This window comes from Klenkia sp. PcliD-1-E, from assembly GCF_024124375.1.
Lineage (GTDB): Bacteria > Actinomycetota > Actinomycetes > Mycobacteriales > Geodermatophilaceae > Klenkia.
This window is the reverse complement of sequence record NZ_JAMXRZ010000044.1, coordinates 18,642-32,641: the sequence shown is the minus strand read 5'-3', so window position 1 is coordinate 32,641 and position 14,000 is coordinate 18,642. Positions and strand designations below refer to the sequence as shown.

Here is a 14,000-nt window from a genome sequence, read left to right as displayed (position 1 = left end):
CCTGGCCGCGGTCGGCGAGGTGACCGCGGCGGTGCGGGCCAGCGCCGCGCTCCCGGCAGCGCACGGCTCCGTCGCCGCCGAGGCGTCCCGGGTCGCCGCCGGGCTGCAGTGCTACAGCGACGCCTACCTGGAGATCGTCGAGCGCGACCGCACCGCCTGAGGGGTTGCGCCGCCGCTGCGCCGAGGGAGACGGGGACCACAGCGGTCACTAGGGTCGTGCGCGAGGCAGCGTCGCCGGCCCGCCCCGGCCGACGCCCGACCCGTCGACCGATGCGAGGTAGCGATGAGCGACGCCCAGAGCCTGACCGACGAGATCCCCGCCGGCGGGGTGTTCGAGCCACCCGCCGAGCTGGCCGAGCACGCCAACGTCACGGCTGACACCTACCGGCGCGCCGAGGAGGACCGGCTGGCCTTCTGGGCCGAGGCCGCGCAGCGCCTGGAGTGGTCCACGCCCTGGGAGGAGGTCCTGGACTGGAGCAACCCGCCGTTCGCGAAGTGGTTCGTCGGCGGCGAGCTGAACGTCGCGGCCAACTGCGTGGACCGGCACGTCGCGGCCGGCAGGGGCGAGAAGGTCGCCTACCACTGGGTCGGCGAGCCCGGCGACACCCGCACCATCACCTACGCCCAGCTCAAGGACGAGGTCAGCAAGGCCGCCAACGCCCTGCTCTCCCTCGGCGTGCAGGCCGGCGACCGGGTGGCGATCTACCTGCCGATGATCCCCGAGGCGGTCATCTCGATGCTGGCCTGCGCCCGCATCGGCGCCGTCCACATGGTCGTGTTCGGCGGCTTCTCCCCCGACGCGCTGGCCTCCCGCATCGAGGACGCCGGTGCGAAGGTGGTCATCACCGCCGACGGCGGCTACCGCCGTGGTGCACCGAGCGCGCTCAAGCCCGCCGTCGACGAGGCCCTCACCAAGGTCGGCGGCGTGGACCACGTGCTGGTGGTCCAGCGGACCGAGCAGGACGTCGAGTGGACCGAGGGCCGGGACCAGTGGTGGCACGACCTGGTGGAGGGCCAGTCCACCGAGCACGAGGCGCAGCCCTTCGACGCCGAGCACCCGCTCTACATCATGTACACCTCGGGCACGACGGCGAAGCCCAAGGGCATCCTGCACACCTCGGGCGGCTACCTGACCCAGGTCTCGTTCACCCACTGGGGCACCTTCGACCTCAAGGCCGACACCGACGTCTTCTGGTGCGCCGCCGACGTGGCCTGGGTGACCGGCCACTCCTACATCGTCTACGGCCCGCTCTCCAACGGCGCCACCTCGGTCATGTACGAGGGCACCCCGGAGACCCCGCACCGCGGCCGCTGGTGGGAGATCGTGCAGCAGTACGGCGTCACGATCCTCTACGCCGCCCCGACCGTCGTCCGCACGTTCATGAAGTGGGGCGCCCAGGAGCTGGAGCCCTTCGACACCTCGAGCCTGCGGGTGCTGGGCTCGGTCGGCGAGCCGATCAACCCCGAGGCCTGGCTCTGGTACCGGAAGGTCGTCGGCGGCGGCACCGCGACGGTCGTGGACACCTGGTGGCAGACCGAGACCGGCGCGCACATGATCGCCCCGATGCCCGGCGTGGTGGCCACCAAGCCCGGTTCGGCCCAGCGCGCGGTGCCCGGCATCGCGGCGTCGGTGGTCGACGAGGAGGGCAAGCCCGTCGAGCCCGGCGCCACCGGCTACCTGGTGCTCACGCAGCCCTGGCCGTCGATGCTGCGCACCATCTGGGGCTCCGACGAGCGGTACGTGGAGACCTACTGGTCCCGCTACGGCAACCAGGTCTACTTCGCCGGGGACGGCGCCAAGCTCGACGAGGACGGCGACATCTGGCTGCTGGGCCGGGTGGACGACGTGATGAACGTGTCCGGGCACCGCATCTCCACCACCGAGGTGGAGTCCGCGCTGGTCAGCCACCCCACCGTGGCCGAGGCCGCCGTCGTGGGCGCCACCGACCCCACCACCGGGCAGGGCATCGTCGCCTTCGTCATCCTCCGCGGCGGCGCCGAGGACTCCGGCGAGGACCTGGTCACGGAGCTGCGCCAGCACGTGCGCAAGGAGATCGGCCCGATCGCCAGCCCGCGGCAGATCATGGTCGTCGCCGAGCTGCCCAAGACCCGCTCGGGCAAGATCATGCGCCGCCTGCTGCGCGACGTGGCCGAGAACCGGGAGCTGGGCGACGTCTCCACCCTCACCGACTCCTCGGTGATGGACCTGATCGGGCAGAAGATGCCCAGCGCCTCCTCCGAGGACTGACGCCCCCGCTCGGCGTGGATCAGCTCCGACGAGGTGCGTGCATCCTCCGCCGCCGACGTCGGTGGCGGAGGATGCACGGTGATCAGGTGGGCTGATCCACGCGGCGCCACCAGCAGGGATGAGGCACGATCATGCTTCGACCGCGCGGTGCCGCCGCGCGGCAGCAGCACCCGAGGAGGAGCCCCCGTGGCCCACAGCGCGCCCACCACCCGGTTGTCCGGTCAACCGGCCGGTCCCGAGGAGCCCTCGATCGGCTCGCTGGTGCAGAGCGCCATGTCCGACGTCTCCACGCTGATCCGCAGCGAGGTCGAGCTGGCCAAGGCCGAGGTCGGCGCCTCGGTGAAGAAGGTCGGCATCGGCGGCGGGCTGGTCGCGGTCGGCGGCGTGATGGCGCTGTACTGCTCGATCTTCCTGTTCATCGGCATCGCCGAGCTGCTCACCTGGCTGGGGCTGCCGCGGTTCGTCTCCTACTTCATCGTGTTCGGCGTCCTGCTGCTCCTGGCGGGCCTGCTGGTCCTGGTCGGCATCCGCTTCACCAAGAAGTTCCGCAAGCCCGAGCGCACCATCGAGACGCTCAAGGACCTGCCCGACGTCATGCGCCGCGAGGCCCCGGGCCAGCGCCAGCACGACCTCCCGGTGGTCCGCGACGGGCACATCGAGCGCGCAGCGCCGCACGCCCGGCTGGGGTGACCGCACCCGACGCGACCAGCGCGCTGGTGCCGGGGCCCTGGCGGCACCGGGACATCTCCGCCAACGGCGTCCGGCTGCACGCCGCCGAGGCCGGTGAGGGACCGCTGGTCCTGCTGGTGCACGGCTACCCGCAGTTCTGGTGGGCCTGGCGGCACCAGCTCACCGCGCTGGCCGACGCCGGCTACCGCGCCGTCGCGGTCGACCTGCGCGGCTACGGCAGCAGCGACAAGCCACCCCGCGGCTACGACCTCCCCACCTTGTCGGCCGACGTGGCCGCGGTGGTCCGCGCCCTCGGCGAGACCGACGCCGTCGTCGTCGGGCACGACTGGGGCGGGCTGGTGGCCTGGACGACGGCCGCGCTGCACCCCCGCACCGTTCGCGGACTGGTCGTGGTCTCCTCGGCCCACCCCCGCGAGCTGCGGGCCGGCATGACCGACCCGGCGCAGCGGCACGCCTCCCGCTACGCCCTGCGCTACCAGCTGCCCCGGCTGCCCGAGCGGCGGCTCACCCGCGACGACGACGACCCGGTGGCCGACCTGCTGCGCCGCTGGGCCGGGCCGTCGTGGGTGCACACCACCGACTTCGCCGACGCGGTGGCCCGCTACCGCGACGCCGCCCGGATCCCGCAGGCCGCCTACGGGGCGATGGAGTTCCACCGCTGGGCCTTCCGCTCCCAGTTCCGCCCCGACGGGCTGCGCTACGCCCGGCGGATGACCGCCCCGGTCACCGCGCCCACCCTGCAGCTGCACGGCACGCTGGACCCCTGCGTGCTGCTGCGCACCGCGGCCGGCTCGGGCCGCTACGTCGCCGGGGCCTACGAGTGGCGGGAGCTGGCCGGCGTCGGCCACTTCCCGCACGAGGAGGTCCCCGACGTCGTCAGCGAGGCCATCGCCGCCTGGGCCCGCTGAGCCCCTTCTCGCCGCCTCACCCCCGCCCGGCCGCGGCGTGGATCAGGTGCGACGACCAATGTGCGTCCTCAGCCACCGACGTCGGCGGCGGAGGATGCACGTGGGCGGCTGAGGACGGCGCCTACCACGCGGAACGCCATCGAGGACGTCGCCGTCCACAGCCCGGCCGCCTGTCCACGGGTCCAGGCTGCCGCCTTCCCTGCTGGAGCGGAGTCGACGACGGTGCGTCGTGTGCACCCCCTCCTCCACGCCGCCCTGGTCCGCCGCGGTGGCGTCTTCACCACCGCCGACGCCGTCGCCGCCGGGTACACGCGGCACGGCATCGCCGCCCAGCTGCGCAGCGGCCGCTGGCACGCGGTCCGCTACGGCGTCTGCACGACGCAGGAGATCTGGCACGCCTACGTCTCGACCGGGCAGGAGCACGGCCTGGAGGCAGCAGCCGTGCTGGCCCGGCTCGGCCGGGACAGCGCCGTCGTCAGCCACGACGCGGCCGCACGGCTGCACGACCTCGTCGTCCCCGCCGGGTCGTCCCCCACCGTCACGCTCACCGACCCGGAGCGCTTCCGGGTCGGGCGGGGCTACCGCGTCCTGGCTGCCGGGCTCCCCGGGACGGACACCACCACCGTGGGCGGGCTGCCCGCCACGTCGCTGAACCGCACCCTGCTCGACGTGGGGCGCGACTGGGGGGTGACGGACGCCGTCGTCGCGCTGGACGACGCCCTCGCCGACGGACGGACCACGCCGGACGAGCTGGCCGCCGGCGTCCTGGGACAGCGGCACTGGGTCGGCATCGGTGAGGCGGCCGCGGCGGTCCGGCTCGCCAGGGTCGGGGCGCACTCCCCGTTGGAGACCCTGACCCGCCTGGCCTTCGGCGCTTCGGGCCTACCCGAACCCGTGCTGCAGGCGGCGGTGCTCCGTGACGGCAGGCTCGTCGCGGTCCTCGACATGCACTGGCCGGGCACCCCCGCCTTCGGCGAGGTCGACGGGCGGGTGAAGTGGACCGACCCCTGGCGCGGACGATCACCGGCCGACGTCGGCTGGGAGGAGAAGCGCCGGCACGACGTCCTCGTGGACCTCGGGCTGGCGGGTACCCGCGTGGCCCAGGGGGACCTGGCCACCGGCATGCCGGCGAAGGCCGCGCGGGTGCGGTCGTTGCTCGCCCAGCCCCTCGTCCTGCCGCCGGGCGTGGTGATCGTCCCGTGGCGGGACGGCCTCCGCCGGGTGCCGCGGGCGACGCCGTGGACGCCCCCGGTCATCGGCGGCTCGCAGGACCGGACTGCGTGACGACGTCCTCCGCCACCGATGTGCAACCGCCTTCACCGACGTCGCCCCAGGAGGATGCACGGTGGTCGTCGGACCTGATCCACGCCAGGGCGGCGGGCGGCGGGCGGCGGGCGGCGGGCCGGCGCAGGCGGCGGGGGCTACTCGCAGGGGCCGGTGTCGACCGGGGTGCTGGCGGTGCGCCCCTGCGTGGCGGCGTCGGCCACCTCGGCGTCGGTGAGGGCGTAGCCGGTGTTCGGGTCGTCGACGGCCGAGGCGAAGACCACGCCGAGCACCGAGCCGTCGGCGGCCAGCAGCGGGCCGCCGGAGTTGCCGGCCCGCACCTGCCCGTAGAGGGCGTACACGTCGCGGACCACCGTGCGCTCGGAGCGGAAGTCCGGGCCGCTGATCGCCCCGCGGTCGCGCACCCGCGCGGCGCCGACGTAGAGCCCCCCGCCCCCGGGGTAGCCCATGATGATCGCGTCGGACCCCGAACCGACCGGTTCGCCGGCGAACGTGAGCGGGACCTGCGGAAGCCCGGGCACGGCGAGGACGGCGACGTCGGTCTCCTCGTCGACGTAGACCGCGACCGCGTCGTAGGTCTCGCCCTCGGCGGTGACCACGGGGTCGGTGACCCCGGCGAGCACGTGCGCGTTGGTCATCACCCGCTCACTGGCGAAGACGAAGCCCGACCCGTCGATCTGCCGCGAGCAGGACGGCGCCACGCCGCTGATCTTCACCACCGAGCCCTGCACCTGGCCCACGACCGCGCTCTGCGCCAGGGCCTGGTCGGGCACCGGTACGTCGCGGACCTGCGTGGGGGTCAGCGGGTCCAGGACGTCGGGCAGACCGCGCCGGTCGATGGCCTCGCGCAGGGAGTCGTAGAGCGACCGGACGCCCGGGGGCACCCCCCGGTCCACGGCCTGCACCAGCGTGGACTGCCGCACCTGGCTGGCCACCGCGGGGAAGGCCGAGTTGGCCAGCGGGGTGGCCACCATCCAGGCGACCAGCAGCACCGCGACGGCCGAGATCAGCGCCCCGGCCACCGAGTCGACGATCTTCGCCGGCTCCCAGGTGACCTTCCTGCGGACCGCCCGGCCGAGCCAGGCAGCCACCAGCTGCCCCAGCAGCGCCCCGGCGAGGACGACGACCAGCGCCACGAACACCCGGGACAGCGTCGACCCGCCCAGCTCGTCGGCCACCGGCCCGGACAGCTGGGCCCCGGCCACCGCGCCGCCGAAGAACCCGATGAACGACGCCGCCGAGACGATCAGGCCCTGCCGGAACCCGGAGAGGGCGAACAGCAGGGCCAGCGCGATGAGCACCAGGTCGACGAGGGACACCGGGTCAGCCACTCGCCGTCGGAGACGCCGCGGCGCCGCTGACGGTCATCGTGCCGACCTGCCCGAGCGCGACGTGGAAGGTGCACTCGAACGGGTAGTCGCCGGGTTGGGTCACCGTGAACTCGATCGTCTGGCTCTGGCCGGGCGCCAGCAGCGGGATCTCCTCGGTGATGGCCTCGGGACCCGTGTCGGCGGTGAACATGAAGTTGTGGGTCAGCTGCGTCGCGACGTTGGTGACCGTCAGCCGCACCGTGCCGGGGGCGACGGTGAAGGTGCTCGGGGTGAAGACGTAGTCGTCCCCGGTCTCCAGGGTGATCTCCTGCACGCCCTCGGGGTCGGTCGTCACCTCGCCCACGCCGGCGTCGGGCGTGCGGGTCGCCTCGGGCGTGGCCGGGGTGCGGTTGCTGCAGCCCACCAGCCCCAGGGCGAGCAGCACCGCGACCACCAGCACGCGTGCTCGGTTCGTCGTCATCGCCCGAGGACCGTACGCGGCGCAGCTGTGGGCGGCGGTCCGTCGGCGACCGTCGGCGCGGCGCGGTCGGCGGGCCGCTCCACGACGTCACGCCGCCCGCGCACCCGCTCCTGCTCGGCCGCGAGGTCCCGGACGTCGGCGGTGTCCCAGGGCCGGGCGAGGCCCGCGGCGGTGAGGACGGCGTCCAGCACCCCGGCGGTGAAGCCCCACACGACCATGCCCGCGACGTCGAAGGCCGGGCCGGTGTAGCCCGAGGGGTGCCGCACCCGGAACCGGCGGGCCGGGTCGACCAGCTCGGCCAGCGGCACCCGGGCCACCTGGGCGACCTCGAAGGGGTCGCCGGTCACGGTCTCCCGCGGGTCGTCCCACCAGCCCACGACCGGGACGACGACGTTGTCGCTGGGGCCCAGGTACAGCTCCGGCAGCACGCCCAGCACCTGCACGGAAGCGGGGTCCACCCCCGCCTCCTCGTGCGCCTCGCGCAGCGCGGTGCCCACCGGGTAGTCCTCGCCGGCCTCGGCGCCGCCGCCGGGGAAGGCGGGCTGGCCGGCGTGCGTGCGCAGCCGGTCGGACTTCTCGATCAGCAGGACGTCGTCGCCGAGCGGGGTGCGCCCGAAGAGGATGAGCACCGCCGAGCGCCGGGCCGTGTCGGTGGCCCCGCCCATGCGGTGCCGCAGCGGCAGCGCGTCGGCCGAGGCGAGCAGCGACCGGACGTGGTCGGGGACGCCGGTGAGGTCGGGGCTCACAGGGCGACGCCGAGGTGGTCGGCGACCAGCTGCTCGAGCTCGGCCAGCGACGACACGGCGCCGGTCTCCGTGTAGGCCAGCGTGCCGTCGGCGGCGACGAAGAACGTGTAGGGCGCCCCCCTCAGCCCCTCCTCGGTGAGCAGGTCGTTCTGCTGGTCGAAGCCGTTGGGGAAGGTCACCCCGGCGTCGGCGGCGAAGGAGTCCGCGGCGGTGAGCGTGTCGGAGGCGACGACGCCCAGCACCTGCACGCGGTCACCGGCCTCGTCGGCCAGCTGCTGCACGAGGGGCAGCTCCTCGCGGCAGGGCCCGCACCAGGACCCCCACACGTTGACGACGGTGGGCACGCCGGGCGCGCGGGACAGGTCGAGGGTCCCCCCACCGATGCAGTCGAAGGACAGCGGCGGCAGCGCGTCGGCGGCCTCCACGGTGTCGCCGGTCTGCTCGGGGCAGGACTGCAGCGCGGTGTCGACGTCCTGCACCCCGGGGTCCGCCGAGGGCTGGGCGGCGTCAGGGTTGTCGGAGGTGCAGCCGGCCAGCAGCAGGACCGCGGCCAGCGCCAGCAGGGCGCGCCTCACAGCGTGTCCGAGGCGGCCGGGCCCTTGACCAGCTTCGCCGCCGCCACCGGGTCCAGCGGGCCGAGGCCGAAGGAGGGGCAGGCGCGGGCCAGCCCGCACGCCCCGCAGGCGGGCTTCTTGGCGTGGCAGACCCGGCGGCCGTGGAAGATCACCCGGTGGGAGAAGTCGGTCCACTCCTTCTTCGGGATCAGCTGCGCGACCTCGGCCTCGACCTTCACCGGGTCCTCCTCCGCGGTCCAGCCGAACCGCCGGACCAGCCGGCCGAAGTGGGTGTCGACGGTCAGCCCGGGCACCCCGAATGCGTTGCCCAGCACCACGTTCGCGGTCTTGCGCCCCACGCCGGGCAGCGTGACCAGGTCCTCCAGCCGGGCCGGCACCTCGCCGTCGAACTGCTCGACCAGGGCGCGGCCCAGGCCCAGCAGGGAGGTGGCCTTGGCGCGGAAGAAGCCGGTGGGCCGGAGGATCGTCTCCAGCTCCTCCCGGTCGGCACCGGCGTAGTCGGCGGCCGTGCGGTACCGGGCGAACAGGGTCGGGGTGACGGTGTTGACGGTGCGGTCGGTGGTCTGCGCCGACAGCACCGTGGCGACCAGCAGCTCCAGCGGGGTGGTGAAGTCCAGCTCGCAGTGCGCGTCGGGGTGGATGAGGGCCAGCTCCCGGGCCATCCGCCGGGCCCGGCGGGTGCGGCCGAGCGGGGTCTCGCCCTCGTCGAACGGCGACCGGCCCATCCGCACGGCACGGGAGGGCCGGGACGGGACGGCGGGGGGTGCGGACACGCGGTCGAGGGTAGGCGCGGGCACCGACAGGCCCGTTCTGCCATCCTGGACCCACCGGGCCTCCTGTGACACCGCGTGCACAGCAGCCGCGCAGGCCCGCCGTCCCGACCCGAGGAGGTGCTGGGTGGTCGCCCTGATCGTCATCCTGTTCCCCCCGCTGGTGATCGCGTTCCTGCTGGTGATGGAGCGGGTCGAGGAGCCGCTGCGGCGGCCCACCTCGCAGCGCCAGGTGGAGGAGTTCCTCGCCACCGCGACGCCCGGCGACGTCGACACGCTGGCCAGCTCGGGCATCCGCCGGGCGATGGACCGCTGGCGCGGCCGGCGCAGCGGGCGGGTGGTCCGCGGCACCGAGGCCGTGACCGCGCAGCGCCCGTCCGACTGACCCACCGGCCCACCCGTCGTGGGCACCCCGGTGACGCTCCGCATTGTGGGTCCGCCCACAGGCCCTAGACTCGCTCCGGACGTGGGTGATCACTGCACCCGCGATGACGTCGTACGAGAGGTGCACTGGTGGACGAGGTCCTTGCCCAGTCCGGTCTGTTCCAGGGGCTGTCGGCCGAAGCCGCCGAGCCCACGGCGAGCGGCCTGGAGACGGTCAGCCTGCCCCGCGGGCGGGTGGTCTTCAACGAGGGCGAGCCCGGTGACAGCCTGTACGTGGTGCTCTCCGGCAAGATCAAGCTCTCCCGCCGCTCCCCCGACGGCCGCGAGAACGTGCTGGCCGTGATGGGTCCCTCCGACCAGTTCGGCGAGCTGTCGGTCTTCGACCCGGGCCCGCGCACGGCGACGGCGACCGCGGTCACCGACGTGCGGCTGGCGAAGATGCCCCAGCAGGCGCTGCGGCCCTGGATCGAGGCGCACCCCGAGGTCGGTGAGCGGCTGCTGCAGGTGCTGGCCCGCCGGCTGCGGCGCACCAACGACTCCGTCGCCGACCTCATCTTCACCGACGTGCCCGGCCGCGTGGCCAAGGCGCTGCTGCAGATGGCCGACCGCTTCGGGTCGCGCGAGAACGAGGGCCTGCGGGTCAAGCACGACCTCACCCAGGAGGAGCTGGCCCAGCTGGTGGGCGCCTCCCGCGAGACGGTGAACAAGGCGCTGGCCGACTTCGTGCACCGCGGCTGGATCCAGCTGCAGGGCAAGTCGGTCGTCGTCCTCGACGAGGAGCGCCTGCGCCGCCGCGCGCGCTGACGACCGCGGCTCCGCCCACGGCGACGGACCAGGTGGGACGACGAGTGTGCATCCTCAGCCATCGACGTCGGCGGCGGAGGATGCACGCTGGTCGTCGCACCTGATCCACGCCGCACCCGGCAGCCGACGCGGGGCGGCGGTCAGATCGGGACGACCATCCGGATCCGGGTGCCGTCGGGGAGCTCGGCCCACCGCTGGCCGTCGGCGTCCTCGGAGAAGGTGGGGCTGATCGGCTCCAGCGGCGCCGGCGGGCTGCCCGCCAGCACCGACGCCACGTCCGGGAAGGCGGACAGCTGGCCCAGGGTGTGGATGGTCGGCGGCAGCATCGGCCGCCCTCCGGCCTCGTGCTCGGCCAGCGCCGCCGACGCCGTCGACCAGCCCGCCTCGTCGGCCTCCCCGGAGACGTCCTGCGCCTCCTGGCCCACCGGCAGCGCCGCGGCGAAGAACTTGGTGTCGTAGCGCCGGGGCTCCACCGGCGGGGTGATCCAGTGCGCGAAGGGCCGCAGCAGGTCCGACCGCAGCGCCAGCCCGCGGTCGGCCAGCAGCTCCGAGAGCGCCAGCTCGCGGGTGACCAGCGCGCGGCGCTGCGCCTCCCACTCCGGGCCCGAGACGTCGGGGACGACGCCGCCGGACGCCGGCCCGGCCAGCAGCACGCCGGCCTCCTCGAAGGTCTCCCGGACGGCGGCGCACACCAGCTGCCGGGCCGTGGACGCGGTGCACCCCCAGGTGCGCGCCCAGGCGTCCGGGCCGGGACCCATCCACGCCAGGTCGGCGTCGCCGTCCCGGGGGTCGACGCCGCCACCGATGTAGGCGGTCATCCCGCCGGCGAAGGGCATGCCCCGGGTGCGCCGCTGCAGGTGCACCTCGACGCCGTCCGGGCCGTCGCGCAGCAGCAGCACGGTGGCTGCCTGCCGCGGCTCCGCGGGGGTCACGGCCCGGCCGTCAGCGCAGCTCGACGGTGAGCTCGACCTCGACCGGGGCGCCCAGCGGCAGCTCGGCGACGCCGACGGCCGAGCGGGCGTGCTCGCCGTCCTTGCCGAAGACCTTGCCGATCAGCTCCGAGGCCCCGTTGATGACCCGCGGCTGGCCGGTGAACCCCTCGGCGGAGGCCACGTAGCCCACCACCCGCACCACCCGGGCCACCGAGTCCAGCCCGACCAGGTCGTCGACGGCGGCCAGCGCGTTCAGCGCGCACACCTTGGCGTCGTGGGCGGCGTCCTCGGCCTCGACCGAGCCGCCGACCTTGCCGGTGCGGCGCAGGCCACCGTCGACGAAGGGCAGCTGGCCGCTGGTCATCACCAGGTTGCCGGTGCGCACCGCCGGGACGTAGGAGGCGACCGGGGCGGCCACCGGCGGCAGCCGCAGGCCCAGCTCCGCCAGGCGGGCGTGCCAGCTGGTCGCGGCGGCGGGCTCGCTCACGCCGTGGGCCGCTTCAGGTAAGCGACCAGCTGGTCGCCGCCGCCGGGGCCGGGCAGCACGGTGACCAGTTCCCAGCCGTCGACGCCCCAGGAGTCGAGGATGGCCTTGGTGTTGTGGGTCAGCAGCGGGATGGTCGCGTACTCCCACGTGGTCTTCTCGCTCATGGCCCGGGACGCTAGCCCTCCCGCCCACGACGTGCCCGGACGCCCCCCGCGCTCGTAGGCTCGACCCGTGACGCCCGACCCGCCCGTGCGCTGCCACGTCGTCACCGGCAAGGGAGGGACGGGCAAGACCACGGTCGCCGCCGCCCTGGCCCTGGCCCTGGCCGCCGAGGGACGGCGCACCCTGCTGGTGGAGACCGAGGGCCGGCAGGGCATCGCCCAGCTCTTCGACACCCCGCCGCTGCCCTACGAGGAGCGCCGGGTCGCCGTCGCCCGCGGGGGCGGTGAGGTCAGGGCCCTGGCCATCGACCTGGACGAGGCGCTGCTGGAGTACCTGGAGCTGTTCTACTCGATGAAGCGGGCCGGCCGGGCGCTGCGGAGGATGGGCGCGGTCGACTTCGCCACCACCATCGCGCCGGGCCTGCGCGACGTGCTGCTCACCGGCAAGATCAAGGAGGCGGTCACCCGCAAGGACGGTGGTCGCCGGGTGTACGACGCCGTCGTCGTCGACGCCCCGCCCACCGGTCGCATCACCCGCTTCCTCAACGTCACCGACGAGGTGGCGGGCCTGGCCCGCTCCGGCCCGATCAAGACCCAGAGCGACGGCGTGATGGCCGTGCTGCGCTCGCCGCAGACCGCGGTCCACCTGGTGACGCTGCTGGAGGAGATGCCCGTGCAGGAGACCGCCGACGCGATCACCGAGCTGCAGGCCACCGGGCTGCCGGTCGGGTCGGTGCTGGTCAACATGGCCACCGAGCCGCTGCTGCCGGCCGCGAGCCTGGTCCGGGCCGCCGAGGGCCGGCTCAGCGCCGCCGAGCTGGCCCCCGCGCTCGCCGCCGGCGGCCTGCCCGACGACCCGGCGATCGCCGCCGGGCTGGCCGAGGAGGCCGTGGAGCACGCCCGCCGGTGGCGGTCGCAGGACGCGCTGCGCGGCCGTGTCGCCGAGCTCGGCCGCCCGGTCACCGAGCTGCCCCTGGTCACCGGCCCGGTCGACCTGGGCGCCCTGCAGGAGCTGGCCTCGCGGCTGGAGGTGCTCCGGTGAGCGCCGGCCTGGAGCTCGACGCCGTGGTCCGTGACCCGGCCACCCGGATCATCGTGTGCTGCGGGGCCGGCGGGGTCGGCAAGACCACCACCTCGGCGGCGCTGGGGCTGGCCGCCGCGGCCGCCGGCCGCTCGGTCGTGGTGCTGACCATCGACCCGGCGCGGCGGCTGGCGCAGTCCCTCGGCCTGGCGGAGCTGGACAACGAGCCCCGGCGGATCGAGACCGGGGGCCCGGGCGAGCTGCACGCGATGATGCTGGACATGAAGCGGACCTTCGACGACGTCGTGGTCGCGCACTCCACGCCCGAGCGGGCCGAGCAGGTGCTGTCCAACCCCTTCTACCAGGCACTGTCGTCCTCCTTCGGAGGGACGCAGGAGTACATGGCCATGGAGAAGCTGGGTCAGCTGCGCGCCCGCGACACCTGGGACCTGATCGTCGTCGACACCCCGCCGTCCCGGTCGGCGCTGGACTTCCTGGACGCCCCCGAGCGCCTGTCCCGGTTCCTCGACGGCACGATGATCCGGGTCCTCACCGCCCCCGCGCGGGCCGGTGGCCGGGCCGGGCTGCGGATGGTCAGCGCCGGGTTCGGCCTGTTCAGCCGGGTCATCTCCAAGATCCTCGGTGGCCAGCTGCTGGGCGACATCGCCACGTTCATCGCCGCGCTGGACTCCATGTTCGGCGGGTTCCGCGAGCGGGCGACGGCGACCTACGAGCTGCTCAAGCAGCCCGGGACGGCGTTCCTGGTGGTCGCCACCCCCGAACCCGACGCGCTGCGGGAGGCCTCCTACTTCGTGGACCGGCTCTCCGCCGAGGGCATGCCGCTGGCCGGGCTGGTGCTCAACCGCACCCACCCGCCGGCGACCACCGCGCTGTCGGCCACCCGCGCGGAGGCCGCGGCCGAGGCGGTCGCGGAGGCCGGCGGCAAGGGCGCGAAGCTGGCGGCCGGGGCGCTGCGGGTGCACGCCGACCGGATGGCGCAGGCCGCCCGGGAGCAGCGGCTGGCCGACCGGTTCGCCCGGGCGCACCCCGACGTCGCCGTCCGCACCGTGCCCGCCGCCGCCGGTGACGTGCACGACCTCGACGACCTCGAGGTCATGGCCGCGGCCCTCACCGCGCCCGACGGGGACACCGGCACGGGCACCCCGCGCTCCCGGATCCTGCCCACCCGCGGCTGAGCC

16 protein-coding genes are annotated in these 14,000 nt (G+C 74.8%); 8 read left to right on the top strand and 8 right to left on the bottom strand.

Features of this window, described 5'->3' with window-relative positions:
• Window positions 1-283: 283 nt before the first annotated feature.
• From acs to NH342_RS10795, 4 genes are all read left to right on the top strand, one after another.
• Window positions 284-2,248 (top strand): acetate--CoA ligase, encoded by a 1,965-nt coding sequence (acs, locus tag NH342_RS10810; RefSeq protein WP_253014685.1) that lies wholly within the window; start codon window positions 284-286, stop codon window positions 2,246-2,248.
• A 186-nt stretch (window positions 2,249-2,434) separates the two neighbouring features.
• Window positions 2,435-2,938: a phage holin family protein gene (locus NH342_RS10805; protein ID WP_253014683.1), complete on the top strand. Its 504-nt coding sequence runs from the start codon at window positions 2,435-2,437 to the stop codon at window positions 2,936-2,938.
• A complete protein-coding gene (locus tag NH342_RS10800; protein ID WP_253014681.1) occupies window positions 2,935-3,846 on the top strand; it encodes an alpha/beta fold hydrolase in 912 nt (303 codons plus the stop codon). Before NH342_RS10805 ends, NH342_RS10800 begins: the two co-directional genes overlap by 4 nt.
• A 231-nt stretch (window positions 3,847-4,077) precedes the next feature.
• Entirely contained in the window at window positions 4,078-5,130 is a 1,053-nt protein-coding gene (locus tag NH342_RS10795) for a type IV toxin-antitoxin system AbiEi family antitoxin domain-containing protein (protein ID WP_253014679.1), read from the top strand.
• A 137-nt stretch (window positions 5,131-5,267) separates the two neighbouring features.
• On the opposite strand, the gene NH342_RS10790 is transcribed toward NH342_RS10795, so the two are convergent.
• From NH342_RS10790 to nth, 5 genes are read right to left on the bottom strand one after another with little or no spacing between them, the layout of a single operon-like run.
• Complete coding sequence (locus NH342_RS10790) at window positions 5,268-6,449, bottom strand: MarP family serine protease (protein ID WP_253014677.1); 1,182 nt, start codon at window positions 6,447-6,449, stop codon at window positions 5,268-5,270.
• A gap of 4 nt (window positions 6,450-6,453) precedes the next feature.
• A complete protein-coding gene (locus NH342_RS10785) occupies window positions 6,454-6,921 on the bottom strand; it encodes a plastocyanin/azurin family copper-binding protein (protein ID WP_253014665.1) in 468 nt (155 codons plus the stop codon).
• A complete protein-coding gene (locus NH342_RS10780) occupies window positions 6,918-7,667 on the bottom strand; it encodes a CoA pyrophosphatase (protein WP_253014663.1) in 750 nt (249 codons plus the stop codon). Before NH342_RS10780 ends, NH342_RS10785 begins: the two co-directional genes overlap by 4 nt.
• The gene (locus NH342_RS10775) at window positions 7,664-8,242 is read right to left on the bottom strand and encodes a TlpA disulfide reductase family protein (protein ID WP_253014661.1); all 579 of its coding nucleotides are present in this window, start codon (window positions 8,240-8,242) and stop codon (window positions 7,664-7,666) included. Before NH342_RS10775 ends, NH342_RS10780 begins: the two co-directional genes overlap by 4 nt.
• Window positions 8,239-9,015 (bottom strand): endonuclease III, encoded by a 777-nt coding sequence (gene nth, locus NH342_RS10770; protein WP_253014659.1) that lies wholly within the window; start codon window positions 9,013-9,015, stop codon window positions 8,239-8,241. Before nth ends, NH342_RS10775 begins: the two co-directional genes overlap by 4 nt.
• A 124-nt stretch (window positions 9,016-9,139) precedes the next feature.
• Between nth and NH342_RS10765 the strand changes: the two genes are divergently transcribed.
• Window positions 9,140-9,397: a hypothetical protein gene (locus tag NH342_RS10765; protein ID WP_253014657.1), complete on the top strand. Its 258-nt coding sequence runs from the start codon at window positions 9,140-9,142 to the stop codon at window positions 9,395-9,397.
• A gap of 128 nt (window positions 9,398-9,525) precedes the next feature.
• Window positions 9,526-10,200, top strand: a complete 675-nt coding sequence (locus NH342_RS10760) for a Crp/Fnr family transcriptional regulator (RefSeq protein WP_253014655.1) — start codon at window positions 9,526-9,528, stop codon at window positions 10,198-10,200.
• 140 nt (window positions 10,201-10,340) lie between these two features.
• Here NH342_RS10760 and NH342_RS10755 read toward each other — a convergent pair whose 3' ends face one another.
• From NH342_RS10755 to NH342_RS10745, 3 genes are read right to left on the bottom strand one after another with little or no spacing between them, the layout of a single operon-like run.
• Entirely contained in the window at window positions 10,341-11,132 is a 792-nt protein-coding gene (locus NH342_RS10755; RefSeq protein ID WP_253014653.1) for an NUDIX hydrolase, read from the bottom strand.
• A gap of 10 nt (window positions 11,133-11,142) precedes the next feature.
• Entirely contained in the window at window positions 11,143-11,619 is a 477-nt protein-coding gene (locus NH342_RS10750; RefSeq protein ID WP_253014651.1) for a RidA family protein, read from the bottom strand.
• Entirely contained in the window at window positions 11,616-11,783 is a 168-nt protein-coding gene (locus NH342_RS10745; protein WP_253014649.1) for a DUF4177 domain-containing protein, read from the bottom strand. The genes NH342_RS10750 and NH342_RS10745 overlap by 4 nt, the downstream gene beginning before the upstream one ends.
• A 67-nt stretch (window positions 11,784-11,850) precedes the next feature.
• Here NH342_RS10745 and NH342_RS10740 point away from each other — a divergent pair, with 67 nt between their 5' ends.
• Window positions 11,851-12,822 (top strand): ArsA-related P-loop ATPase, encoded by a 972-nt coding sequence (locus tag NH342_RS10740; protein ID WP_253014647.1) that lies wholly within the window; start codon window positions 11,851-11,853, stop codon window positions 12,820-12,822.
• Entirely contained in the window at window positions 12,819-13,997 is a 1,179-nt protein-coding gene (locus NH342_RS10735; protein ID WP_253014645.1) for an ArsA family ATPase, read from the top strand. Before NH342_RS10740 ends, NH342_RS10735 begins: the two co-directional genes overlap by 4 nt.
• The last annotated feature ends 3 nt before the right edge of the window (window positions 13,998-14,000 follow it).

Excerpts from the sequence above, each read along its gene's own strand:
- NH342_RS10785 (WP_253014665.1), bottom strand. The coding sequence starts at position 6,921 with ATGACGACGAACCGAGCACGCGTGCTGGTGGTCGCGGTGCTGCTCGCC.
- NH342_RS10745 (WP_253014649.1), bottom strand. The coding sequence starts at position 11,783 with ATGAGCGAGAAGACCACGTGGGAGTACGCGACCATCCCGCTGCTGACC.
- acs (WP_253014685.1), top strand. The coding sequence starts at position 284 with ATGAGCGACGCCCAGAGCCTGACCGACGAGATCCCCGCCGGCGGGGTG.